Source organism: Alterileibacterium massiliense (genome assembly GCF_900104645.1).
Lineage (GTDB): Bacteria > Bacillota > Clostridia > Peptostreptococcales > Anaerovoracaceae > Alterileibacterium > Alterileibacterium massiliense.
Window position 1 is genome coordinate 340,355 of record NZ_FNWE01000002.1, and the last position, 21,579, is coordinate 361,933.

A 21,579-nucleotide genomic window follows, 5' to 3' on the forward strand; every position below is an offset into this window, starting at 1 on the left:
GTTATTTTTCCTCCTTTTCTGCGCGGTCATGAAGCTGTGCCAAGACTGCCTTGAGCTTGTCCGGGACAGGAAGTCCCAGATGAGTCGCGTTTTCCACAAGCGACAGCCCTTCGTTTGAGAGATAGAAGAAGATGACGGCCGTGCGAAGAATCGCGCCCTGTGTGATGACGTTAGTGTCGATGATGTTGGCAACGGCGACCAGAATGAAGATCACGACTTTTTTGGCGATGCCTTTAAAGCCGACTTCGCTTGAGAGCTTTTTGTCGGAGACTGCGCACATAATGCCTGTCACGTAATCGCAGATGACAAAGGCGATCAGCGCATAGAGAAGTCCGTCAAAGCCTCCTAAGTAATAGCCGAGCCAGCCTCCGATGGCAGCAAAGATAAGCTGCAAGGTGTTCCAGAATTCTTTCATAATAGATTCCTCCTTTGATTTTGAACATGGAAAAAACCGTCAGTACGGCTTTATGCGAACAAATAGTGGATAGGTGCTTATTCTTGGGTTTCTGTGGCGAGATAGATTATACTTCCTGTTAGTGTATATGTTTTGTTTGGGTCCGGCTTAGGTGGCGTATCTGAAACCGGGGTGTCCTGGGTATTCAGATTCTCAAACTCCTTAAGAGCAGGTGCATTGGTTGCAGTGGCAGATGATTGGTTAGGATTTATCATCAGGCAAAGAGCGCCTGTTTCAAGCATGATAAGAGGACGACTATATTCCTCCTCCATGATAAATGCTGTTCCAACGATTGCAGAAGCAGGCTTAATTGGTGAAACGCATAAAGCCAACAGTGGTCCGAAGGAATTATCTGTAAGGGAGCGAATAGAAGCCGTGAAATAAAGGGTAGCGAAAGGCCCCTCAACGATCAGATAACTTTCTTTTTCGAATGCTACAGCTGGATTGCTACTTGTCAGAGGAAAAATTTTTCGCTCTTTTCCTTTTCTTAGTACTGCGATCGCATCGCCCGTTGTTTTGGCATCCGCCGCATAGCCTTCTTTGGAAAGCGTTGCATCAAGTGTGAGAACAGATTTAGGAACAGCGTCAATAGCTTCTTGCACTCGATTTTGCATTTCGCTGATCTTCTGGTCAACCGTGTTCAGTTTTTCATTCATACGGCTTTTCAACTCATTGGTAGAGTTTTCGCGCTTTTTTTCATCTTCATTTCGTGAACTTTCTGCATTTTGCCGTAATGCCTCGGCATTCGTTCTTTCTGTTTCAGCATTTTTGCGGGATGTTTCAGCGGATGCTCTTTCTTTTTCCGCCTGAACACGGTTAGCTTCGCCAGATGTTGTGGTTTCCACCTGCGTGTTGATGGCGGCAATCGAGTCGTGGATGGCTCCGCGCACGTCTTTGCCGTAGACGGCCGATAAAATTTTACTGAGATAGGTCTTCACGTTGGCCATGTTCTTTTTCCTCCTTCCCGTCCGCTGCGCTGATCTGCTCGCTCATAAGGGCTATGCGCTGACCTTTTTCTTCTGAGAGCAAGGCTTCTATGATGAGGTCAAGTAAAAAGCCGGGAAGCTCATACTTTCCGGCAGTTTGGTTGAGTGCGTATCTCAGTTCGTTTCTCGCTTTTTCAAGGCGCAGGATGAGGGGCAGTTCGTTTTCTTTCATAGCGCACCTCCGAAGAGTTTCACGAAGAAGTCGATGATCTTTCTGAAATTGCGGGCAGCCGCAATGAGCTCAGAGGCATCCTTATCTGAGATTTCTTTGTGCTTGTCGGTGCCTAAGATGATTTCGATGGCTTTCTGCCACTCATCGTCTTTGATTGGAAAGACCGTATCATCCGGCTTTGTTGCTTCTTTTTCGTTTGACTTTTGTTCGATCAGTTCATGTTCTTCCATTGCTGTATCCTCCATGTTTAAAATGTTGCTTCAATCAAAATTCCATTTTTAAACCGCATGCGGCATCCGTTTGACCAGCTGGCGACCGTACCGTCGCTGCTCATGGCATTGATCTTTACAAAATGAAAGGCTCCGTTGATGGCTCCGTCAGGCCAGCTGACATTTCTCAGTCGGTTATAGTGCATGTCGATGTCACATCCGGCATTTAACATCCCGCCGGAGAAGTTTCCGAAAGATGATCTGGCATAGGTCCAGACCATCTCATAGCTGCCGCCACCCGCAGGTTGTGCCGCCCATGTCATATAATCTCCGGTTCGCTCGAGGTCAAAGTTGAGGCCTGCAATGGTGTTGGAGCCGGCAAAGCCGTTTCCGCCGACAAGACCGAGTTCTTTGTCCTGGTAGTAGATGGAGAGCTTGCCATAGCCCACACGGACTTTGGTATCCCCGGAAGAAGCAACGATACTGCCGTCAATATCGGCTCCTTTGGCGGTGAGATGGCCATAAGTCGTGAGCTTAAAGTTCGGAGAATCCACCGAGAGCCTTTTGGCACTTAAAGCACCTGTGCTCATGCTCCAGCTGATGTTCCCGGCTCTGTCCTTTAAAGTTCCGGCACGAATCAGATCGGCATTTAGCGTGCCGGTCGTGATGTAATCGGCCACAATCGCACCGTTCATCGTGATGGCGGTGCCGTAATAGCCGTTGTAGCCGGTCTTGGAATAGCCGAGGCCGCCTGCGTTCCAGCGCCACACCTTTTTGGCTGTATTCTTATCCGCTGTGTCCATGATGAGAATCTCGTTTTTGCGGGTCACGACGTGTCCGGTCGTAGCTGCTGTGATAAGAGCGGTGGCGTTATCCTTGGCAAGGCGAAGCGTGTCGGACTGTGTGGGAAGCCGCTCAATGCGCTCGACCAGTTCTTTGTTCTCGCTGATGCTTCGCTCAGAAAGGCCTGCCTTGACTTCGGTTCCAAGCGTTACGCTCGAGGACTCTGGGCGATCGAGGGCAAGGGAAAGGCGTGTCAGCGGAAAGAACCTGTCCATGCCGTGAGGCGGCGAGATGACACGGATACGATCTCCAATCTTCATCGCTTCCATATCGGCATGCACAAGATGCAGATCGACAGCGGTGAGCGTCAGGGTGACATCGGCAAACTGACTGTCTTTAAGATAGTTTTCCGCCTTCTTCTTTAAGTTGGCAGGTACAGAGACATTTTCGAAGCTCACGGTTTTGGTGACGATACCGAAGTTTTGAATGGCGGAAGCCGACTCCACGTAAGTCTTGCCGCTGTTGACGCTCTTAATGGTGGTGTATTCCTCAAGTGCAGCAATGCTTGATGTCTCAAGCCTTTTGCCAAGCGGAATCACACGGGTAGCGATGTCTTCTGCCAAAAGCGTGTCGGTGTAGTCAAGGAGGTTTTCTCCGAACTCAATCACCTGTTTGTTGGTGTTATCGGATTCTGCAAGATAGTCCAGATAGCGAACCTCTCCCACATGGCGCACACGAAGAAAGCCGCCCAAGCGTTTGACGAGTTTGTCGGTGATGGCATCCAAGGTGGTCTCCCAGTTGGTGTAGCGGTAAAGCGAGTCGTTGGGGTCGGTAACGGTGACCTGCCCGACCCTGAAGCGCTTATTGTGCGCGCCGTCTTTTGCCATCTGATTGTTGTGCTTGGCAATAAGCGTCTCAAGAAAAGCGCGGGGCGAGATGTCATGAAATTCGGAAGGCTCCTGCACGGAGTCCAAAAGAAAGGCCAGTTCTCCTTCGCAGGTGATGCTCTTGGTGCCGTAAAAGTCCCGCTCGACCGATAAAATGCGGCCGTAAAAGAGTGCCACACCGTCACGCTGCACACGGACGGTGGAATCCAGCGCTTTGAGCTTTTCGTAGAGCGGATTGATCTTCGGTACGCGGGCAGAAAATGTGCCGGATTTTCCAAGCGCCAGCTCCAGCACCGGATCAATAAGAACAGCCTCATCATCGCCCGGTATATAGAGCACGTGCTCATCTAAAAACACTTGGTACATTAAAGGCTTCCTCCTCTCACAGATACGGTGACGGTGTAAGTTCCAAAAAAGCGCAGCGTATCGCCGGATTCAGGAATGACAAGGTCGGCGAAACGATTTGTGCCGGCATGAAGCGTCCACGACTTTCTCAGCTTGATGGAGTAGACGTAGTTTTTCCTGCCTTCGGTTTCTTGATAGTTTCTGACATGAAACGTCGGCACCATCGGAACGTGCGATCCGGGAACAAGAAGGTCGGTATAAGAGCTTACGCTCACATCCCGATAGTCTCGGATGATGCCGCTTTCAAAGTTAAACGAGTCCCAAAGCCAATCCTCATCGCTTGCGGCAAGCTCCCATTTATAGGGATCGCATTCGATCTCCAGTTCAATTTGTCCCAAAGCGCGAGTGCGCTCAAAGTTTTTTACTTCGGCTCGGCCTTCAAAGTAGTATTCCGGCTCGGAGTCCAAGATGACCTTGACATGCTTTCCATGTATTTCATTGAGGAAGGATCGGAGCCTTCCTGCCCAGCTTTCGATCTTTCCGATGCCGCCAAGCGTAAAGGAGAGCGTGCGTCCTTCGTATTCGCATCGTCCCGTCAGAGCCTCTGTGAGATCGAGGCGCTTGGATGATCCGGGAATCTCAACGATGAGTGTTTTAGGCTTTGGCATACCGACCACGTCGGTGTTGGATACGACAAGCCCGTAATTCTTCCATGTGTGTTTGCCGTTTAGAGTGGCTCCAAAGCCTATGTTTTGGTTCATTTCATCCTCCTTCCTACGTAAGCGGCGCGTCTTCCCAAGGCTCCATCCAGTTTTGGTGTGAGTGCTCCGACCAGCGCACCGGAGTCCAGTACGATGTCTTTTTCCGAATTTCCGGCGATGATGGCGAGGTACTTTTCCATGAGTGTTGTGTCCCGGGCGGCAAGCATGCCTTCGAGCTTGTCGTAGAAAGACTTGAGCGGCAAAATCGCCTCCGATCCCGCTTCGCCTCCCGCCATAAGGGCACTTCCGTTCATGCCGAAAAGCGTCGGTCTCGTCATGATGCCGCCTTCCTTGTACCAGTCAATGGAAAGGTGCGGCACTCTGGGCGGCACGATGGAAAAGCCGCCGGAGATCGAAAAATGCGGCAGCTTGATATGCGGAAGCTCGATGTGAAGGCCGGAGAAGAAGCCTTTGATCTTATCGATAATGCCTTTGATGGTGTTTTTGGCCGCTTCGATCGGTGCGGTGATAGCGGACTTGATGCCGTTCCACACGGAGGTGGCCGTGCTCTTGATTCCGTTAAAGATGTTTGTCACGGTAGACTTCACGCCGTTAAACACATTTGAGACGGTTGACTTAATCCCACCTACCACACCGGAAATCATGTTTTTGATGCCGTTCCAAATACTGGATGCCGTGGTGCTGATGGCCGTGAAGACCGAGGAGACCGTGTTGGACACAGCACTTAAGGCTCCCGTGACAACAGACTTGATTCCTTCCCAGATGCCGGTGAAAAAGGAGACGATCCCGTTCCAGATGTTCTCAAAGAAGGTCTTGATCGCCGTCCAAACCTCGCTCCAGTTCGTGCCAAACCAGCCTAAAACGGTGTTGGTGACACCGACCAGCGTCTCCCACGCGGCCGTAAAGATGCCCGAAATTGCTGTCCAGATACCGGAGAAGACTTCCTTGATGCCGTTCCACAGCTGACTCCAGTTGCCTGTGAAAAGCCCTGCGAAGATGTCAAAGATGCCCGTCAGGATATCCAGTGCGCTCTGTAAAATTGCGGCAATCGCCGAAAAGGCATTCTCAAACACCGGCGCCAAAAGCTCGGTGAAACCGTTCCAAATGGTAGATACCAGCTCGCCGAAGGACTGAAAGTCAAAACCTAAGGCGTTGATGCGCTCGGTGATGCCGGATGCGAAGTTTGAAAAAGCCTCCTTGATGCTGTTCCACGTGCCGATAATGGAATCCCTGAAACCTTCTGAGGTGTTCCACAGATGCACAAAAGCGGCAACCAGTGTGCCGATGATGGCAACGACTGCCACCACGGGAGCGGAGATGCCGCCGATGGCAGCTCCAATTTTGCTCATGAGACCGGACATGCCGCCCATCTTGACCATGAAGCCGGTGACCGCTTTTCCTACGCTTGAAAAGGTCGTGATAAGCGATCCGATCGATGAGGTCAGCTTGCCGATCACAATCAGTGCAGGCCCCAAGGCGGCGATAAAAAGTCCGATTTTGATGATGGTGTTACGCGTTCCTTCGTCCATGCCGTTTAACTTGTCAACGAAGTTTTGAAGCCAGGTGACGAGTTTTCGGATCGTAGGCATTAAGGCATCACCGATGGAGATGGCAAGTTCCTGCAGCTGACTTTTTAAGATGGTGAGCTGTCCGGGAAGGTTGTCCTGCATGGTTTCTGCCATCTTTTCTGCCGAGCCGTCACAGTTGTCGATGGCGGAAGACAGCTTTTCGATGTCGGCAGGGGCGGCGTTCATGAGGGCCAGAAAGCCGCTCATGGCGTGCTTTCCCACCAAAGATTCTGCTGCCTGTGCCTTTTCGGACTCAGAAAGTCCCGAGAAGGCCTCCCGGCAGTCACCTAAGATGTCAGAAAGCGAGCGCATGGAACCATCCGCATTGGTGGTGGCCACCGTGACCTCACCGATGGATTTTCCTGAAATGGTGAAGTCCTTACTGAGGTTGGTCATGACGGTACGAAGGGCGGTGCCCGCCTGTGTGGATTTGATCCCGGAGTTTGCCATAAGGCCGATGGCCTCTGCGGTATCTTCAGCGCTGAAGCCCAAGGCGCCTGCAATCGGGGCGCAGTACTTAAAGGTTTCACCCATCATGGAGACGTTGGTGTTCGCATTGGAAGATGCGGCGGCGAGGATATCGGCAAAATGTCCGGAGTCTTTCGCGGAAAGTCCAAAGGCGGTTAAGGCATCGGTCACGATATCGGAAGTGAGGGCTAAATCTTCACCGGATGCGGCGGCAAGGTTCATGATGCCGTCAATACCGGAGATCATGTCTTTCGATTTCCAGCCGGCCATCGCCATGTAGTTCATGGCGTTAGCCGCATCGGTGGCGGAGAACTTCGTCTTTTCGCCCATCTCACGTGCTTTGTCCCGAAGTGCCTGAAAGTCCTCTCCGGTAGCTCCGGATATTGCAGAGACCTTAGACATCGCTTCATCAAAGTCACCTGCGGTCTTGACGGCAAGCACACCGAGGCCCCCTACGGCAAGAGAAACCGGCATGATCTTTTGCCCCGCGCCCGTGATAGCGTCACCCGCTTTGGTGAAAGCGGCTCCTGCCGCATCCATCTTGGAAAAGACTGCGTTGGTGTTGATTGCTTCCTGCTGCAGGCCTTTAAGCTTTTGTTCGGTCTCGACAATCTCACGCTGCAGTGCGTCGTATTTGTCCTGGCCGAGGTCTCCCGATTCCAGCTGTGCCTTGGCTTGTTCTTGGGCTGTCTTTAAGGTATCGAGCTTTTCTTTGGTTGCTGTGATAGCGTTTTTCAGCATTTTTTGCTTTTGCGCCAAAAGCTCCGTGTTTTTCGGATCGAGTTTTAAGAGGCGGTTGACATCTCTTAAGGAGGACTGCGTTGTGTGGATGGTGGAGTTCACTTGTTTTAAGGCTTTATCCAGTCCCGTAGTATCTCCGCCGATTTCCACGGTGATGCCTTTAATGCGTGATGCCATGCGTCCCCCTTTCTTGAACAATAAAGAAGCACCTCATCCATCGGGTGCTAAAAGCGGTCAAAATCTTCTTGTGTGGCAAGCCGCCTGTAACTTGCACTGTCGTTTGCTTTTTCCGTCCACATATCGAGAAGCAACCCGATGGAGATGAGATCCATGTCCGCAATGGGAATGCCAATCTGACAGGCGCGAAGTAAGAGAAGCGGCGTGGTCATTTCCCGCTCGCTTCTCATTTGCCTTTTTTTGGTGAAACCTCCGTTTTTAAGTTCTCACCCCAAAGCGAGAGGATTTCAGGCAGTACCTGATAGATGGAAAACATCTCAAAGCCGTCGAGCCACTCTTCAATGGAAGCGGGCACGCTTTTATCCGCGTGCAGCGCCATGATGTAGGCGACGTTTTCAAAGATTTCCAAGTCTTCAATGGGAAAGCCCCCGTCCTCATCTTTCTTGCTCTGATAGCTTTTTTCGAGCTTGGCTAAGTCTTTAAAAATATCCCGTCCGAACTTCGCACGGTAAAGGCGCGGGATAGCCGCCGACGAGCGAAACTTTACGGGTACACCCGAAACGTCAATGGTCTTTTCAATCATGGTTATTTTCCTCCTGCTGGTGTGCCTACCTGCGGCACGTAGACCGCCTTATACCAATTCGCATAGGTTGCGGCATCAGTGGAATCTCCGGTCTTGGCTTTGACAAGGCCGTCCGATCTTGGATCTGCGGTAAGAGACAGGGTTTCCGTTCCCGGCTCAATGGTATCTTCTTTGGTTTCCGACTCGATGGAAGGACGCGATGCCGTGCAGTTATATAAGGCATGGCGGATCGCTTTGATGTCGCCGTCAAACTCAAAAAGCAAAGCGAACTTCACAGACTCTGCTGTGTTGGAGTTTTCCACCAGCACCCCTTTGACATCGAGTGTCTCCTGCAGAATCTCGGTGCGAAACCACTCAGGGATGAGAGCAATCTCGAGATCCCCGGAGTAGCCGTTGTTGGTGACGGTTCTAAAGTAGACAATGCCGTCGGCATAAAAGGGAGAAGATTCGCCTTCCGCGTCAAGCGACAGCGAAACCGCGCCAGGGATGGGTTTTGGTGTTTCGTACGTAAAGGTGGATACGCCGTTCGAGACGGTTTCTGCCATCTTGGCGGCATAGACGTTTTTAATGTTGTATTTGACTTTGTTGTTTTTATTTGCCATGTTTCATCATCCTTTCAGCTCAAATGAATAGGAAACCTCGTAGAGGTCTTCTGCGTTGATATAGACTTCGGCCTTGTCGAAAAACTGATCGTGGCGGATAAGAAGGTCTTCGATTCTTTTTTCGAGCGCACGGTCTTTTTTGTCGGTGTAAAGCTCCAGATAAAATCGGTTCACGGGAAAATACACCTGACCGTCTGCCGCAAAGTTATGCGACTCCGGCGTTACGTAGCAGATAAAGGGCGGATCAGGTGCCTGGCCTTCTTCAAAATGGTCGTAAGCAAAGGGAAGTGCGACCTCTTTCAATATTTCTATGATTTCATCCATCTTTGATCATCCTTTCGATCTCTTTCATAAGCTGCTCTTCACCGATTGTCTCGGCAGGCGCGATATGAGGAATTGCCCTCGTCCTGCCGCCATTCCTTTTGGCGTGGCCGTTTTCCAAGAGGTGTGCCAGCTGGTAGCGGTTACGAGAGTAGACCGTCACCTGCAGGGCATGGGAGGACTCGGAGGTTTTCTTTTGTGTCCAGCTTTTTTGATAGTCGCCGTGCTTCTTTGGCGCATGCGCCTTGATTTCTTTTTTGGTAGTCGTTGCCGCTTTGATAACGGCTTCTTTCATGCCCTCACTCGTTGTTTTGGCATAGGTGTTGAGTTCCTCCATCACGGCATCAGCAAGGCCGGAGATTTTGACTTTTCGGCTCATCAGGTTCTCTCCTTTACGCAGAAAAACTTGATCGCCCGCTTCCTGAAAGATAGGTGGTCAATTTTTTCGATGTCGTAGGCGCAGCCCTGAAAGACGATGCGAAAGTCTGTCGTGTTCATCGCTGCCGTTTTCGTACACCACCTGACCGTCACCGCCATGTCCGCCTTATCCACTTCAGAAGCTGCGATAAAAACCTCACGTCCGCCTTCTCCTGAGATGGTGGCGGCACAGGTGTAGTCGTCTTTCCACGTTTCGATTTGGTTTCCGATGGCATCACTTTCCACGGTTCTTTTTTGGAAGGTGACGGTGACATTGAGAAGAGCGATATCCATATCAGAAGCTCACCTGCCTTTCTCCGAAAAGAAGAGCGCGAAGCGTCAAGGTGAGCGCATGGTGATCGGCTTCTTCTCGGTGTTCGTAGAGATAGGCCACCGTAAAAAGCACGGCAATGCGCCCGTTTTCAAAAGAAGAGAGGTCTTCGGTGCGTGCCACGTTTTTGACCAGCTCGGTGGCAGAGGGTATGAGCGACTCGATGAGTGCGTCATCGTCGTCAAAATCCACGCGGAGATAGTTTTTCACGTCTTCAAGGCTCAGCATGCTTCCTCCTTTCCTGCAAGGAAAAGGCGGCTCCCTCGTATAAAGAGAGCCGCCGTATGGCTAAGACGTTTATTTTTACGCACCGGCTTTGAGAATCTGCACGGCCTCGGGCAAGATCAGTTTTCCGTCCACACGTTCTTTGGCAACGTAGCCCACCATGCCGTTTCCGGCAAAAAGCTCACGAAGTTCCTGAAAACTCCTGGTTCCGCGGTCTCCGATGTTGTAATAGGAGAAATCCCCGAAAGCCACGCCGGCTTTTCCTGTCTCCAAAACAGGGCAGAAGGCAGAGGTCTTAACCGGATAGCCGCAAAGACGGTCCGGTTCTCCTGCCTGATAGCTCGGCTGCCAGATGTAGGCCTGATTGTTATCCTTGAGCTTTCGAAGTGCGGCAAGCGTTGCGTCATTTAAGATAAACGCGGCGTTTTTGCGGTATGGGCGCTTCAAAGAGTAGATGAGCGTCAGGATATCGTCAGTTTTAAGCGCGGTACCCGTGAGTGTGACGGAAACCTCTCCTCCGCCGGTTGCGGCAAAGATGCCAAGCGGCTTGTTTTTGCCGTCGCCGTTTAAGAAGGCATCTTCTTCCGCGTTACCGAGTGCTTTGCCGAACTGGTCGATGATGTAGCTTTCCAAATTGAAAGCATTGTCGTAGAGCAGTTCTTCGGTAACCTTGATCGCTACATGAAGCTTATGGGCATCAAGCACCACCTGATCAAAGGTCGCCTCACCGAAACTTAAGGCCTGACCTTCCTCGATCCATGCCGCGGCAGGCTTGGTAGCCGCGATATTGATCTTGTGTTCGCCGGACGTGGTGATGGTCGTGGCGAGGCTTCGGAAGATATTTTCTTCGGTCAGCTTGTCAATGAGGCGGCTGTCCCATTCTTCAGGTACCAGATAGCCGCCGTTTTCGTCTTTGCCTTCTTCCAAGATGTTCGAGACGCGCTTAAAGCCGCTTCGCAGGGCAACGAGCATATCCTTGGCATAGGAAGAGGAGGCACGTCCGTGCTTTTTTTCCGTCTCTGTGGAAAGCACGGCCGGTTTTGCCGTAAGCGGCGTACCGAGCGGCTTGCTCATCTTGTCTTCGATGTCCTTTTGACGGCACATGCGCTCAATTTCTGTGCTGTAGGCTGCGATCTCGGCTTCCAGCTTGTCGTAAGCCGCTCCGTCTTCGGCGCTAAGCAGTCCGTCTTTGTCTCGGTGGGATTCCAGAAAAGCCTTTGCGGCCTCCCAGGTCTTGGCACGTTTGTTCAAAAGTTCAGTGATAGTCATGGTAGGTGTCCTCCTTAAATAAAGTGTTTGATAAGATCAAGGCGTGTTTCCAAGTCCTTGACTTTGTAGCGGTGGGTAATCGGTTCTGCCGTTTGGGCAGGCGTTTTTGCCTCACAGGCCGCCGCATAGTCACAGAGCTTTTTGTTGATGGCGGCTGCGACCTTGCGGCGTGAAAAGAGCATCGGTGTCTCCGTGAGGTTTTCAGATTCTTTTCCGTTTAGCTCGGCACTCTCACCATTTGTAGGATCTTCGTTCTCGCCTTGAGGATAGAGATCCTGCCTTGATGTGATGCGGTCGGCAAAGTGCAGCTCTACTGCCTTTTCTGCGTTCATCCAGGTCTCTTCATCCATGAGTGAAGCGAGCTTTGCATGAGAAAGACCGCTTTTTTGCTTGTAGGCACCGATGATGGATTCTTTGACCTCGGATAACATCCCGATGGCACGCTGCATGTCCTGTGTATCTCCGATGGCCACGGTGGATGGGTTATGGATCATGAGCATGGAAACAGGACTCATGAGAATCTCATCTCCCGCCATTGCGATCACCGAGGCGGCAGATGCCGCAAGACCGTCAATTTTGACCGTCACCTTGCCTTGATAGTTCAAAAGCAGGTTATAGATCTGAGCGGCCGCAAAGCAGTCGCCTCCCGGTGAGTTGATCCAGACGGTGATGTTGCCTGTGCCGTCATCAAGTTCGGATTTAAAAAGAGCCGGTGTGACTTCATCGTCAAACCAGCTCTCCTCGGCAATCACGCCGTCCAGGTATAAAGTTCGTGTTTCATTATCGTTTGGATCGGGACTTTTGTTTTTCGTCCATCTCCAAAATTTCTTCTGTCGGTTCATCGGTATCCTCCTTGTTTTTCGTATAAGCCGATCCCGCATCGGCAAGCTTCACGACATTGCCGTTTAAGACATGCAAATCGCCGCCATCTTCTTTTGAGAGCAGATCCATATCTTCTAAGCGCCTCACATCGTTGACCGAGAAGATGCCGTTTTGTATGCCGGTGGCATAACCTCGCATGCGGCTCTCATAATCGCCTCGCAAAATCCCGTCCACGTTAAAGCGAATGAGATAGTCTTTCTTTTGTTCGGGCAAAAGAAGCGAACGCTGCATGGACTCCTCAAAGCGCACGAGCCACGGACGCAGGGTGTAGGTCATAAACTCCAAAGATTGGTGCTCGATATTGGAAAAGGTCGCATGTTCGAGATCTCCGATCATATGGGGCGGCACGCGGAAGATGCGGGCAATCTCATCGATTTGAAACTTCCGCGTCTCAAGAAACTGCGCGGCTTCCGGTGAGATGGAAATCGGCGTATAGGTCATGCCTTCTTCTAAAATGGCGACCTTGTTGGAGTTCTGCGATCCGCCAAAGCCCTGCTCCCAAGACTGTCGGATCTTTTCCGGGTCTTTCACCACGCCTGGCATCGACAAAATACCGGAGGGGTTGGCACCGTTTTTAAAGAATGCCGCACCGTATTCTTCGGTGGCCATTGCCATGCCGAGAGCGTTTTTCGCCATCGCAATCGGGCTGTAGCCGACAAGACCGTCAAAGCCCAAGCCTGGGATATGGAGTACCTCAGAAGGAAAAAGCCTTACCCGTCCGTTTTTAAGCGTAGGAGCATCGCTTTTACTGACCTGATATTCGTAGTAAAGAGTGCCATTTTCATCCCGGTCAACCGTCATTTTGTTGGCCATGAGCGGGTATAGGGCGACAACTTCACCTTTGCCGTTTCGGATAATCTGTGCGTAGGCGTTGCCCCACAAGAGCAGATGGCACATGAGAGTTTCTCGGAAGATAAATGAGGTCATCTCCGGATTCGGCTCATCGTGCAGCAAAAAGTAAAGGGAGCTGTCCGTCGCTTTCTCTTTGCCGGCATTTCCTTTGAGGCGAAAGAGATGAAGCGGAAGACCGGCGACCGCCTCAGCTAAAACTCTTACACAGGCATAGACGGCAGTAATCTGCATGGCAGAGCGCTCCGTCACCGCTTTTCCCGATGTGGTGTGCCCGAAGTAAAAGCGAAAGGCAGAGCCGGCGGTTTGATCTTTCGGCTTATCTCTTGAATGAAAAAGTGATTGTAAAAATCCCATAGGCAAAATCTCCTTTACAAAAATAAAATGCCGCGCTCGTCATAGACTGACTCGCTCGTGTCGCATCCCATGCGGATCGCTCGGTCAAGTGCCATTACAAGCGCAACGGCACCGTCGACTTTCTCGGTGGATTTGGCTTTGTCGATTTTGATATTTCCAGCAGGATCGGTTCGGATGAAGATGTTATCCATCATCCAGCGAAGGACGGGTTGTCCGCCGTGTGCGAGGCGCTTGGAAAGCACGAGGTTCATCAGTTCCTTGGTGGGAGGCGACATCGAAGCAAAGCCCTGACCGAAAGGAACGACCGTAAAGCCGATGTTCTCTAAGTTCTGCACCATCTGAACGGCTCCCCAGCGGTCAAAGGCGATCTCCCGGATGTTGAAACGCTCGCCTAAGCGCTCGATGAATTTTTCGATAAAGCCGTAGTGGATGACGTTTCCTTCCGTAGTCTGCATCACACCTTCTTTGATCCAGATGTCATAGGGCACATGGTCACGGCGCACTCTTTGTTCTGCATTTTCTTCGGGAATCCAAAAGTACGGAAGGACGAGGTATTTCTCGTCCTCACCACGAGGCGGAAAGACCAGCACAAAGGCGGTGATGTCGGTGGTGGATGAAAGGTCAAGGCCTCCGTAGCAGATTCTGTCTTCGAGTGCCTTTTCATCCACATCAAAGGCACAGGCGTCCCATTTGTCCATCGGCATCCAGCGGATTGATTGCTTTACCCACTGGTTCAGGCGAAGCTGACGAAACAGGTTCTCCTCGGCAGGGTTTTCTTTAGCCTGCAGGAAGGCGGCTTTCACCTTATCCAGTCCCACCGTGATGCCAAGGGAGGGATTGGCTTTCTTCCAAACCTCAATATCTGACCAGTCATCGCTTTCTTTAGCACCGTAGATTACGGGATAAAAGGTTGGGTCATGCTTTTTGCCGCGCAGGATATCCAGTGCTTTTTGATGCTGCTCATAGCAGATGGAATGGGTATCGGTTCCTGCGGTAGTAATCAGAAAGTAGAGCGGCTGCATGCGGGCATCGCCCGAGCCTTTGGTCATGACATCGAAAAGCCTTCTGTCGGGAGCGGCGTGAAGCTCGTCGTAGACCACCCCGTGAATGTTTAAGCCGTGCTTGGTATAGGCCTCAGAAGACAGAACCTGATAGAAGCTGTTGGTCGGCTTATAGATGAGCCGCTTTTGTGAGGCTAAAATCTTCACGCGCTTGGCAAGAGCCGGCGACATCTTCACCATGTCTTCTGCCACGTTAAAAACAATCGATGCCTGCTGACGGTCGGAGGCACAGCCGTAGACTTCTGCACGCTGTTCACCGTCCCCGCAGCATAAAAGAAGTGCCACGGCAGCAGCAAGCTCGGATTTTCCCATCTTTTTGGGGATTTCGATGTAAGCGGTGTTGAACTGGCGGTAGCCGTTTTCCTTCACGATGCCGAAGAGATCCCTTATGATGCGTTCCTGCCAGTCAATCAGCTCAAAGGGTTTACCCGCCCAGGTTCCTTTGGTGTGCGAGAGGCACTCGATAAAGGAGACGGCATATTCGGCTTTTCTCCTGTCATAGTGAGAAGTCTCTGCCATGAACTTGGTCGGCTTATAGTTTTTCAGTTTTCGCATGCCATCCTCCTTTCTGTGGCATAAAAAAAGACCGCTTCTGCGATCTTGCCATCAATCTATTTCTACGAGCAAAAGAGCCTAATCAGCTCTTTTGTCGGAACGTTCGTTCTTTGTTATTTCGTTGCCGTTTTTCCCGCAGCGTAGGCTTCTTCGAGCATCGCTTTCAGTCCCCAGACCGAAACTTCGATGAAGTCGTCCTGGTCGCTGTGCCTTGTTTCAAGGTCGCCGCGTTCTTCGACTTCCCAGTTGTTTTTCTTTGCGATCGCGAGCAGTGTTTTTTCAATCTTCTTTGTCATGGCTTTTTCCTCCTTTGCCTGTGTTCCTTTTGGCATGTACATATATCACTCTGTTTGGAAGTAATAGCAAGTCATTTATCGAGGTTTTTTTACCTTATTTTTCCGTGTTTCTGAGAAGAAATTCATCGTAAGTGATCAGGCCGTTATCGTAGTCTTCATAGGCTTTGTTGCCTTTGAAATTCTCACGTTCCTTTTGCTTTCGCTCTTTGTATCGCTTCAGGTATTCGCTGTAGCCGATCTTTCCTTCGTCGTAGAGCTTCTGTTCCGGCTCTCGTTCGTAGAGCAGGCGCTTCTTTTCCTTTAACTTGGCGGTGGCTTCTAAAAAGCTCTGTCTTTTGGATTCTTTGTTTGTCATGGCTTGCCTCCTTAGCCTAAAAGCTCATCCAGTTTGCGGTATTCTGCAGCGCGCCGTGCATATTCCTGTTCGAGGCACTGTCTTCTGAATCCGTTTTTGCAGGCTCTGCCTTCACGCTCGATGCGCTGAAGTTCTGCTTTGCGTGCCTTTAGGATGTCGTAGGCATTTGCTGCATCTTCTTGAATGGCGGCTTTATCTTTTTCAAAGGTTGTCATTTTGTCACCTCCATTTTGAAAGCTGGAATCAAGGCGTGCTCATCGCTTCCGAAGTGCGTATAACGTTCTTTTACTTTTACAATGCCGTCCAGTTTGCAGCCGAGTTCCTCGAATTTCGCAATGGTTTCAATCAGGCTTGAAAAAGTGCTGGAAATCGTAAACTCCTTAATTCCAAACTTTTTTAAGTCCCGGATGATTTCTTCAATATCGTGTTCCCAGATAACATCGGCAAAGTTTGGCAGTTCATTTCCAGCTTCCTTGCTGTAAAGGTAGGCCTGAGCAAGTGTGGGATGGCAGCCGACATCGCTCCATTTCATTCCTGTTTTTGCGTTTTCAATAGTCTTTACTTCGTACTTCATCTTGTTTTCCTCCTTTGGCTTTCTGTGCTTCTTGCATGTACATATATCACTCTGTTTGGGAGGAATAGCAAGTTATTTATCGATATAAAAGCGCATTTTTTGAAAGAATTATTCGCCCGTCAAGATGAAACGGATGTAGGCTTTCTTATCTTCTTCGATGAAGTTTACAAGCTCGTAGAAGTCCCGCTCAAAAGCAAGCCGCTGCACAGTATTGACGTCAAACATGTTCGTAAGGCCTGTGTCCCTTATGGCAAGGATCTGTTCTTTTACTTTTTCGTCCATTACTGAATCCTCCTGACTTCGTCAATCCCAAAGATGACGTTTAGACCGGAGCCGTTGTCCCAATCCACCAGAAGCGAACCGGTATCATCGACTTCGGTGACGGTGCCGTATGTTCCCACGGGCGGTGCCTGTACGTCGTCCATGTGAAGAAGCTCCACGCGGCAGCCTCGTGGATAGGTTGCTTTCAAATGCTCCAGCGTTTCTTTCGTTGGCATTCTCATTTTTCCACCTCCTTCTGGTATTTGAAAGCGGAGGAGCCTTGAAGATTCTTAAGCAAAATCTTTCTTGCTTCCTTGTAGGAATCACCGATCATGCCGAGACGCAACAGAAAGCAGCGAAAGTAGTATTTTTCGTTTTCGACTGCGTGGTCTTTGCCTGTGATGCGCTTGGATTCCTTTGCCGCCTTGCCCAAAAGGGAGATAAAGGCGGTATAGGCGGAAAGCTCTGCAGAACTTGGCATCTCGGAAAACCACGGGAAGCTGATCTTTTCTTCGTCCACCTCAAAGGCGACGCTTTCAATGCCGAGTGCATGTTTGATGATACCTTCCTTGGACAAAAGAAGCTCGGAGAGCCTTTCGAGGTCCTCATCGGTGAATTTGTTTCTTGGAAGTGAGATCGTCACCGCCATGTTTTCCTGTTCCTCCGGCACAAAGCCGTGTTCCGATAAAGTCAGCAGGATGCTGTTTTCTTTTTCCGTATCATTGATGCTGAGCACGCCACGATTGTCCAGTGTGATGTGCTCGCCAATGTGGTAGCAGAAGGTCGGCGCTTTGGTGCAGGTGGCTTTCTCTTTTGTGAAGTCTTCCAAGGCTTTCACCAGCGGCCGCCTTGCCGAGCCTGTTAAATTGAAGTGGTAATTCATGTCTTTATCCTCCTTTGCAGGTGTTTTCTTGGTATGTCTATACATCACTCTTACCGGGAGGAATAGCAAGTTATTTTTGCAGGTAAATACCACTATTCTTTTTGATTGCGGCAAGTACGAAGATGGCGCACGGAAGCGCGATGCCATTTCCCCAGAGCTTGTAGGCGGCACTGTGCGAGTAGGGATTTTTAAGCCACTTTTTGATCTGCTTGTCGCTTTTTCTCTGGATGGACATCATATCGGTGTAGCGGTCAAAAATCTCACGCCAGAAGGTAAACTGAGCCTTGCTCGGATTTTCTTCTGCAAGACCATCGCACCAGCCGTCCGGAAAGCCCTGAAGCCGGGCACACTCGGTCGGAGTGAGCCTTCTTACGATATAGCCGCTCTCGTTTTCGGTGGCAACGGCACCCGGACCTTTGGCAACCATTGTCGGCTGGCATTCTTTTTCCACGGCAAAGTCGTAGGCGGCGTTTTGCCCCTGATTAAAGGAAGCCCGGTCAAGCCCGTAGGAAAGAACAGCCATGCCGCCTTGATTGCAGACGGGATCGGAGCCTCTCGTATCCAGCGTGCGGGAGGTCTCGGTTATCTGGCTGTTGTCTTTGATGTCCGAAAACATCGCCTTGTTCTTCTTGGAGCAAAGCGAATAGGCGCACGGCAGATCAACAACAAGCGGCTGATTGTTTCCACCTGTACCGAAGCGGGAGACGATGGTCTGCGCCGTATCATTGGGGCCTGTGTATCTTGCGTCCTGTCCGTGGTTTTCAAAGATCAGCGGAGGATGGCTTGACTGAGCACGCAGGGTTCCCGTGACATCTTCTGAGATGTCCATGCGCGATCCTCCCTGATCGTTTAGAACAAGCCTGCCTGTTTCATAAGCGCCTCTCTTAGGATTTCCGGCAGGTCTTTTCCTTTCGTCTTGGCACGCCTCAAGATCCCCAAGCACGCTCTCGGACTCAAATAATATTTTTCCGGCACGTGTGTCTCCAAAATCTGCGACAAGAAAGATTCTCTTGCGTCTTTGGGGGACTCCGAAGTGCTGAGCATCAAGTACCCGCCAGCTGAGAGAAAAATGATCTGCCACGATCTCTCCGACGGCATGCCACTTTTGAGGTCGAGGCGCATCAAGCGTATATCCTTTGACGGAGAGGAAGGCTTCAAGGACTTTTTCGAAGTCCGCTCCTTTGTGGGAGGAGAAAGCGCCCGGGACATTTTCCCAGAGCGCGTATTTTGGGTAGTTCCCATTGGTTTTCCACCTCATTTCTTTGATGATTCGTATCGCCTCATAGAAAAGCGACGAGCGGGAACCTTCAATCCCGCTTCGTTTTCGGCGATGGATAAGTCCTGACAGGGACTGCCGAAGGTGATGATGTCAACCGGCGGCAAATTTGCTCCGTTAAGGTTTCGCACATCTCCCATGTGAGCCACGAAAGGCAGTCGTTTGGATGTCACCCGTATGGCAAAAGGCTCGACTTCCGATGCCCAGAGCGGTTTCATCCCGACGGTAAGTCCGGCAAGCTCAAAACCTCCCGATCCGGAAAAGAGGGAGCCGAGCGTTAAGACGTTACTCATCAGTTGCCTCCCGTTCTTTCAGAAGATCGGCATAAGGGGTGTCTTTGCCATCTCTGTGACAGATGATGCCGTCCGTTGTTCCTTTCAGCTCGGCATAACGAGCACAGGCCACATCGACGTATTTCGGTTCCAGCTCAATTCCATAGCAGATGCGGCCAAGCTCCTCGCAGGCGATGAGCGTCGATGCGCTGCCTAAAAAGCCGTCCAAAACAAGAGCGTTGGTTTGTGTGGACTGCTTGATGAGGTGCGCGATCAGCGGGACCGGCTTGGAAGAGGGATGCCCGAATCCTTCGGTTTTGGAGTTTTTCACCGAGTCAAAATCAAAGCAGGCTTTCTGCTTCTGGTCACCGTACCATTTGTGTTTTCCGTCTTTTCTCCAGCCGTACAGGATCGGCTCAAAGTTAAACTTCCAATCGGTACGCATGAGAGGGGCCCGCTCTTTTCGCCAGATAAGGCCGGCTCCGAGCTTAAAGCCCGCATCATCAAAAGCATCGTAAAAAATACGAGATTTGGATGTGGCATAAAACTCATAGATCGAGGCGTCTTTTGCCATGGCTTCTTTGAAACAGGTAAAAGCCTTCATGAGGAAGTCGTAAGCTTCTTTATCGGTGAGATCATCGTTTTTGATCTTTCCGGACGCGGATTCGAGGTTCACAAAATACGGTGCATCCGTGCAGACGAGATTCACCTTGGTATCGCCGAGCAGTGCCTTGTATGTCTTGGGATCGGTTGAGTCTCCGCAGATGACGGTGTGCCTCCCGATCGTCCAGATGTCGCCGGGTTTTGTAATGGCAGGCTTTTGAAGCTCTGCGTCTACATCAAAGTCATCTTCGGTGATTTCATCTTCGGAAATGTCCATCAAAGCAGAGAGTTCCTCGTCATCAAAACCTAAAAGGGAGAGGTCAAAGGCATCTCCTGCAAGATCAGATAATTCTACAGAGAGCATTTCCTCATCCCAGCCGGCATTTAAGGCTAAGCGGTTGTCTGCCAAGATGTAGGCGCGCTTTTGTGCATCGGTTAAGTTTTCGGCAAAGACGCACGGGACGGTTTTGTAGCCTTCCTCGCGGGCTGCCGCGATACGTCCGTGTCCGACTAAGATGTTAAACTTGCTGTCGATCACGGCCGGCGAAATAAATCCGAATTCCCGAAGCGAGGCGCGAAGCTGTGCGATCTGCTCCGATGAGTGTGTTCTGGCATTTCTCGCATAGGGAATGAGCTTATCGATTGGAACTTGAGCAAATTTTGTCGTATCCATCTAAATCAGCCCCCATTCCGCAAATTTCTCAAAACCGCCGACTGCGCGAATGTAGTCTCGGGCAATTTCCACAAGCTCCGCGTACGGCTTGCCGTCAACAAATGCGTCTCCGATGGCGCAGGAAAGATGAACAGGTTTTCCGCTTTTCTGTGCCAGAAGATGGGCGTAAATATTAAGCGTCACATCGGCTTTCGAGAGATCTTTTCCGTGAAGACCGCCGCCCGTGACGGAAGATCCCATGTCACTTCCGAGTTTCCGGTTGGTCGCTCCGGTATCCACGTCCGTACCGCCCGTCCAGTCGCCTAAAGGATTGACGATGGCATTTGGATAGGCCGCTTGGAGCTTTTTCGTTTCAACATGAGACTGGCAGATGACGAGTTTTTCGCCGTCTAATATATATTTGCCGTCCGTCTGATAGATGGCATAGATACTTTTGGCAATCTCGGAGAGTTTCTTTTCTTCCTCCGAGACAGGCATACCGCAGAAGACGCCGTTATCCCCGCAACGAAGATGCTCTTTCTGGTTTTCGGAAAGGTGTGCATCTTGAGCTGCAAGCCGGATATCTACAGAAACATCTCCTGCAAGGCGGCGAGCAGCCGCTTCAATATCTGATGTGGAAAGATGTGTATTTGTTTCCGCAATGATATGGCAGATGCCGTGACCGATAAGAACTTCGACGGCAATCTTGGGGTTTGTCTCGCTTGCATAAGCAAGGTCAACAATGGCTCCCGCGATGCGGTCTGCAACTTTATCGGGATGTGCAGGATTTACTTTTTCAAACATTTCTTCACCTCATTTCTTTTCTCGGAGCAGACGCTCCATCAGGTCATCCTGAGGATCGCCGTCGAAGGCTTCCGTGCAGTTTTGCTTGATGATGTCGTAGATTTCATACCAGAGAAGGTTTGCCTGCTTCTGAAAGTTGAGCGAGAGCTGCACGAACGGACTGGCAATGGCAGCACCGGTCGTTGGATGTTTGCCTAAGAGCCCGTATTTGCTGATAGCAAGCTCGCACTGGATAAAGCGGGCAAAGGCTGTCGAGTAACTTTCAAGAAGACGGCGGTTAATGAGCTTTTCGCAGCCGCGTGCCTGAAGCCACTCCCACGTCTCTTTATAGATTAGGTCAGCGCCTAAAGGCTCCCCGTCCCTTTGTTGAGCAGAAAGGTAGGAAGATGGCTCAGGCATATCCGCTCCTTCAAGTTCCACACCGTCTGTCATGTCTTCGCTGTAGAGATCTGCGATCGGATATTCCGCACGCGGGAACTCAATGCGTGTCGCTTTTTGTCCTTTGCTGATTTTGTCGGCAAGTGCATCCGGCTTATGACCCGCTTTGATGCGTCTTCCGCCTCGGTTGGTTCCATCTTTTGCCACGAGGTATTCCTCCTTTCGGTTCGTAAAAATCATCTTTGGGTTTAATAGGGCGTT

The 21,579-nt window shown here is 50.7% G+C and carries 28 protein-coding genes and 1 pseudogene; all 29 read right to left on the reverse strand.

Annotated features, from left to right (window positions below):
- Position 1: 1 nt before the first annotated feature.
- Positions 2 to 415 carry a phage holin family protein gene (locus BQ5371_RS03365; RefSeq protein ID WP_071132529.1) on the reverse strand — a complete coding sequence of 138 codons (414 nt, stop codon included), beginning with the start codon at positions 413 to 415 and terminating at the stop codon, positions 2 to 4.
- Positions 416 to 492: 77 nt separating this feature from the next.
- Complete coding sequence (locus tag BQ5371_RS03370) at positions 493 to 1,401, reverse strand: hypothetical protein (RefSeq protein ID WP_071132530.1); 909 nt, start codon at positions 1,399 to 1,401, stop codon at positions 493 to 495.
- Positions 1,373 to 1,612 carry a hypothetical protein gene (locus BQ5371_RS03375; RefSeq protein ID WP_022866282.1) on the reverse strand — a complete coding sequence of 80 codons (240 nt, stop codon included), beginning with the start codon at positions 1,610 to 1,612 and terminating at the stop codon, positions 1,373 to 1,375. The genes BQ5371_RS03370 and BQ5371_RS03375 overlap by 29 nt, the downstream gene beginning before the upstream one ends.
- On the reverse strand, positions 1,609 to 1,842 hold the full coding sequence (locus tag BQ5371_RS03380) for a hypothetical protein (RefSeq protein WP_071132531.1): 234 nt from the start codon (positions 1,840 to 1,842) through the stop codon (positions 1,609 to 1,611). The genes BQ5371_RS03375 and BQ5371_RS03380 overlap by 4 nt, the downstream gene beginning before the upstream one ends.
- 17 nt (positions 1,843 to 1,859) lie before the next feature.
- Positions 1,860 to 3,857 (reverse strand): phage tail spike protein, encoded by a 1,998-nt coding sequence (locus tag BQ5371_RS03385; protein WP_071132532.1) that lies wholly within the window; start codon positions 3,855 to 3,857, stop codon positions 1,860 to 1,862.
- Positions 3,857 to 4,597 carry a hypothetical protein gene (locus tag BQ5371_RS03390; protein ID WP_071132533.1) on the reverse strand — a complete coding sequence of 247 codons (741 nt, stop codon included), beginning with the start codon at positions 4,595 to 4,597 and terminating at the stop codon, positions 3,857 to 3,859. Before BQ5371_RS03390 ends, BQ5371_RS03385 begins: the two co-directional genes overlap by 1 nt.
- On the reverse strand, positions 4,594 to 7,512 hold the full coding sequence (locus BQ5371_RS03395) for a phage tail tape measure protein (RefSeq protein ID WP_071132534.1): 2,919 nt from the start codon (positions 7,510 to 7,512) through the stop codon (positions 4,594 to 4,596). The genes BQ5371_RS03390 and BQ5371_RS03395 overlap by 4 nt, the downstream gene beginning before the upstream one ends.
- Positions 7,513 to 7,738: 226 nt before the next feature.
- A complete protein-coding gene (locus BQ5371_RS03405; protein ID WP_071132536.1) occupies positions 7,739 to 8,095 on the reverse strand; it encodes a hypothetical protein in 357 nt (118 codons plus the stop codon).
- A gap of 2 nt (positions 8,096 to 8,097) precedes the next feature.
- Positions 8,098 to 8,697, reverse strand: coding sequence for a major tail protein (locus BQ5371_RS03410; RefSeq protein ID WP_071132537.1), 600 nt, complete (start codon positions 8,695 to 8,697; stop codon positions 8,098 to 8,100).
- A gap of 6 nt (positions 8,698 to 8,703) precedes the next feature.
- Positions 8,704 to 9,021 carry a hypothetical protein gene (locus BQ5371_RS03415; protein WP_022866289.1) on the reverse strand — a complete coding sequence of 106 codons (318 nt, stop codon included), beginning with the start codon at positions 9,019 to 9,021 and terminating at the stop codon, positions 8,704 to 8,706.
- Positions 9,014 to 9,397: an HK97 gp10 family phage protein gene (locus BQ5371_RS03420; protein WP_071132538.1), complete on the reverse strand. Its 384-nt coding sequence runs from the start codon at positions 9,395 to 9,397 to the stop codon at positions 9,014 to 9,016. The genes BQ5371_RS03415 and BQ5371_RS03420 overlap by 8 nt, the downstream gene beginning before the upstream one ends.
- Positions 9,397 to 9,729 carry a phage head closure protein gene (locus BQ5371_RS03425; RefSeq protein ID WP_071132539.1) on the reverse strand — a complete coding sequence of 111 codons (333 nt, stop codon included), beginning with the start codon at positions 9,727 to 9,729 and terminating at the stop codon, positions 9,397 to 9,399. The genes BQ5371_RS03420 and BQ5371_RS03425 overlap by 1 nt, the downstream gene beginning before the upstream one ends.
- Before the next feature lies 1 nt (position 9,730).
- A complete protein-coding gene (locus BQ5371_RS03430; protein ID WP_002563688.1) occupies positions 9,731 to 9,994 on the reverse strand; it encodes a head-tail connector protein in 264 nt (87 codons plus the stop codon).
- A gap of 75 nt (positions 9,995 to 10,069) precedes the next feature.
- Positions 10,070 to 11,260: a phage major capsid protein gene (locus tag BQ5371_RS03435; protein ID WP_071132540.1), complete on the reverse strand. Its 1,191-nt coding sequence runs from the start codon at positions 11,258 to 11,260 to the stop codon at positions 10,070 to 10,072.
- Between the two features lie 14 nt (positions 11,261 to 11,274).
- Entirely contained in the window at positions 11,275 to 12,102 is an 828-nt protein-coding gene (locus BQ5371_RS03440) for a head maturation protease, ClpP-related (RefSeq protein WP_083377410.1), read from the reverse strand.
- Positions 12,041 to 13,348: a phage portal protein gene (locus BQ5371_RS03445; protein WP_071132541.1), complete on the reverse strand. Its 1,308-nt coding sequence runs from the start codon at positions 13,346 to 13,348 to the stop codon at positions 12,041 to 12,043. The genes BQ5371_RS03440 and BQ5371_RS03445 overlap by 62 nt, the downstream gene beginning before the upstream one ends.
- Before the next feature lie 14 nt (positions 13,349 to 13,362).
- A complete protein-coding gene (locus BQ5371_RS03450; protein WP_071132542.1) occupies positions 13,363 to 14,964 on the reverse strand; it encodes a terminase large subunit in 1,602 nt (533 codons plus the stop codon).
- 113 nt (positions 14,965 to 15,077) lie between these two features.
- Entirely contained in the window at positions 15,078 to 15,260 is a 183-nt protein-coding gene (locus tag BQ5371_RS03455; protein WP_071133109.1) for a DUF6900 domain-containing protein, read from the reverse strand.
- Positions 15,261 to 15,354: 94 nt separating this feature from the next.
- Positions 15,355 to 15,615, reverse strand: a complete 261-nt coding sequence (locus BQ5371_RS03460) for a hypothetical protein (RefSeq protein WP_071132543.1) — start codon at positions 15,613 to 15,615, stop codon at positions 15,355 to 15,357.
- Between the two features lie 11 nt (positions 15,616 to 15,626).
- Positions 15,627 to 15,830, reverse strand: coding sequence for a hypothetical protein (locus BQ5371_RS03465; protein WP_019133526.1), 204 nt, complete (start codon positions 15,828 to 15,830; stop codon positions 15,627 to 15,629).
- Positions 15,827 to 16,189: a DUF7698 family protein gene (locus BQ5371_RS03470; protein WP_071132544.1), complete on the reverse strand. Its 363-nt coding sequence runs from the start codon at positions 16,187 to 16,189 to the stop codon at positions 15,827 to 15,829. The genes BQ5371_RS03465 and BQ5371_RS03470 overlap by 4 nt, the downstream gene beginning before the upstream one ends.
- A 108-nt stretch (positions 16,190 to 16,297) precedes the next feature.
- Entirely contained in the window at positions 16,298 to 16,471 is a 174-nt protein-coding gene (locus BQ5371_RS03475; protein WP_071132545.1) for a DUF5049 domain-containing protein, read from the reverse strand.
- Positions 16,471 to 16,692: a DUF4314 domain-containing protein gene (locus tag BQ5371_RS03480; protein ID WP_071132546.1), complete on the reverse strand. Its 222-nt coding sequence runs from the start codon at positions 16,690 to 16,692 to the stop codon at positions 16,471 to 16,473. Before BQ5371_RS03480 ends, BQ5371_RS03475 begins: the two co-directional genes overlap by 1 nt.
- Positions 16,689 to 17,333, reverse strand: a complete 645-nt coding sequence (locus BQ5371_RS03485; RefSeq protein ID WP_071132547.1) for a hypothetical protein — start codon at positions 17,331 to 17,333, stop codon at positions 16,689 to 16,691. Before BQ5371_RS03485 ends, BQ5371_RS03480 begins: the two co-directional genes overlap by 4 nt.
- A gap of 70 nt (positions 17,334 to 17,403) precedes the next feature.
- Positions 17,404 to 18,162 carry a DNA cytosine methyltransferase gene (locus tag BQ5371_RS07145; protein ID WP_331462929.1) on the reverse strand — a complete coding sequence of 253 codons (759 nt, stop codon included), beginning with the start codon at positions 18,160 to 18,162 and terminating at the stop codon, positions 17,404 to 17,406.
- Positions 18,163 to 18,384: 222 nt separating this feature from the next.
- Positions 18,385 to 18,902, reverse strand: a pseudogene (locus BQ5371_RS07170) (DNA cytosine methyltransferase); the annotation flags it as partial.
- Positions 18,895 to 20,157: a site-specific DNA-methyltransferase gene (locus tag BQ5371_RS03495; RefSeq protein WP_071132548.1), complete on the reverse strand. Its 1,263-nt coding sequence runs from the start codon at positions 20,155 to 20,157 to the stop codon at positions 18,895 to 18,897. The pseudogene BQ5371_RS07170 and the gene BQ5371_RS03495, both read right to left, overlap by 8 nt.
- The gene (locus tag BQ5371_RS03500) at positions 20,158 to 20,940 is read right to left on the reverse strand and encodes an S-adenosylmethionine synthetase N-terminal domain-containing protein (protein WP_071132549.1); all 783 of its coding nucleotides are present in this window, start codon (positions 20,938 to 20,940) and stop codon (positions 20,158 to 20,160) included.
- A 9-nt stretch (positions 20,941 to 20,949) separates the two neighbouring features.
- Positions 20,950 to 21,525 carry a terminase gene (locus BQ5371_RS03505; RefSeq protein WP_071132550.1) on the reverse strand — a complete coding sequence of 192 codons (576 nt, stop codon included), beginning with the start codon at positions 21,523 to 21,525 and terminating at the stop codon, positions 20,950 to 20,952.
- Positions 21,526 to 21,579 lie beyond the last annotated feature (54 nt).

What these genes read in the sequence shown, in the direction of transcription:
- BQ5371_RS03365 (WP_071132529.1), bottom strand. Translation starts at nt 415, where the DNA reads ATGAAAGAATTCTGGAACACCTTGCAGCTTATCTTTGCTGCCATCGGA.
- BQ5371_RS03370 (WP_071132530.1), bottom strand. Translation starts at nt 1,401, where the DNA reads ATGGCCAACGTGAAGACCTATCTCAGTAAAATTTTATCGGCCGTCTAC.
- BQ5371_RS03375 (WP_022866282.1), bottom strand. Translation starts at nt 1,612, where the DNA reads ATGAAAGAAAACGAACTGCCCCTCATCCTGCGCCTTGAAAAAGCGAGA.
- BQ5371_RS03380 (WP_071132531.1), bottom strand. Translation starts at nt 1,842, where the DNA reads ATGGAAGAACATGAACTGATCGAACAAAAGTCAAACGAAAAAGAAGCA.
- BQ5371_RS03385 (WP_071132532.1), bottom strand. Translation starts at nt 3,857, where the DNA reads ATGTACCAAGTGTTTTTAGATGAGCACGTGCTCTATATACCGGGCGAT.
- BQ5371_RS03390 (WP_071132533.1), bottom strand. Translation starts at nt 4,597, where the DNA reads ATGAACCAAAACATAGGCTTTGGAGCCACTCTAAACGGCAAACACACA.
- BQ5371_RS03395 (WP_071132534.1), bottom strand. Translation starts at nt 7,512, where the DNA reads ATGGCATCACGCATTAAAGGCATCACCGTGGAAATCGGCGGAGATACT.
- BQ5371_RS03405 (WP_071132536.1), bottom strand. Translation starts at nt 8,095, where the DNA reads ATGATTGAAAAGACCATTGACGTTTCGGGTGTACCCGTAAAGTTTCGC.
- BQ5371_RS03410 (WP_071132537.1), bottom strand. Translation starts at nt 8,697, where the DNA reads ATGGCAAATAAAAACAACAAAGTCAAATACAACATTAAAAACGTCTAT.
- BQ5371_RS03415 (WP_022866289.1), bottom strand. Translation starts at nt 9,021, where the DNA reads ATGGATGAAATCATAGAAATATTGAAAGAGGTCGCACTTCCCTTTGCT.
- BQ5371_RS03420 (WP_071132538.1), bottom strand. Translation starts at nt 9,397, where the DNA reads ATGAGCCGAAAAGTCAAAATCTCCGGCCTTGCTGATGCCGTGATGGAG.
- BQ5371_RS03425 (WP_071132539.1), bottom strand. Translation starts at nt 9,729, where the DNA reads ATGGATATCGCTCTTCTCAATGTCACCGTCACCTTCCAAAAAAGAACC.
- BQ5371_RS03430 (WP_002563688.1), bottom strand. Translation starts at nt 9,994, where the DNA reads ATGCTGAGCCTTGAAGACGTGAAAAACTATCTCCGCGTGGATTTTGAC.
- BQ5371_RS03435 (WP_071132540.1), bottom strand. Translation starts at nt 11,260, where the DNA reads ATGACTATCACTGAACTTTTGAACAAACGTGCCAAGACCTGGGAGGCC.
- BQ5371_RS03440 (WP_083377410.1), bottom strand. Translation starts at nt 12,102, where the DNA reads ATGAACCGACAGAAGAAATTTTGGAGATGGACGAAAAACAAAAGTCCC.
- BQ5371_RS03445 (WP_071132541.1), bottom strand. Translation starts at nt 13,348, where the DNA reads ATGGGATTTTTACAATCACTTTTTCATTCAAGAGATAAGCCGAAAGAT.
- BQ5371_RS03450 (WP_071132542.1), bottom strand. Translation starts at nt 14,964, where the DNA reads ATGCGAAAACTGAAAAACTATAAGCCGACCAAGTTCATGGCAGAGACT.
- BQ5371_RS03455 (WP_071133109.1), bottom strand. Translation starts at nt 15,260, where the DNA reads ATGACAAAGAAGATTGAAAAAACACTGCTCGCGATCGCAAAGAAAAAC.
- BQ5371_RS03460 (WP_071132543.1), bottom strand. Translation starts at nt 15,615, where the DNA reads ATGACAAACAAAGAATCCAAAAGACAGAGCTTTTTAGAAGCCACCGCC.
- BQ5371_RS03465 (WP_019133526.1), bottom strand. Translation starts at nt 15,830, where the DNA reads ATGACAACCTTTGAAAAAGATAAAGCCGCCATTCAAGAAGATGCAGCA.
- BQ5371_RS03470 (WP_071132544.1), bottom strand. Translation starts at nt 16,189, where the DNA reads ATGAAGTACGAAGTAAAGACTATTGAAAACGCAAAAACAGGAATGAAA.
- BQ5371_RS03475 (WP_071132545.1), bottom strand. Translation starts at nt 16,471, where the DNA reads ATGGACGAAAAAGTAAAAGAACAGATCCTTGCCATAAGGGACACAGGC.
- BQ5371_RS03480 (WP_071132546.1), bottom strand. Translation starts at nt 16,692, where the DNA reads ATGAGAATGCCAACGAAAGAAACGCTGGAGCATTTGAAAGCAACCTAT.
- BQ5371_RS03485 (WP_071132547.1), bottom strand. Translation starts at nt 17,333, where the DNA reads ATGAATTACCACTTCAATTTAACAGGCTCGGCAAGGCGGCCGCTGGTG.
- BQ5371_RS07145 (WP_331462929.1), bottom strand. Translation starts at nt 18,162, where the DNA reads ATGGACATCTCAGAAGATGTCACGGGAACCCTGCGTGCTCAGTCAAGC.
- BQ5371_RS03495 (WP_071132548.1), bottom strand. Translation starts at nt 20,157, where the DNA reads ATGGATACGACAAAATTTGCTCAAGTTCCAATCGATAAGCTCATTCCC.
- BQ5371_RS03500 (WP_071132549.1), bottom strand. Translation starts at nt 20,940, where the DNA reads ATGTTTGAAAAAGTAAATCCTGCACATCCCGATAAAGTTGCAGACCGC.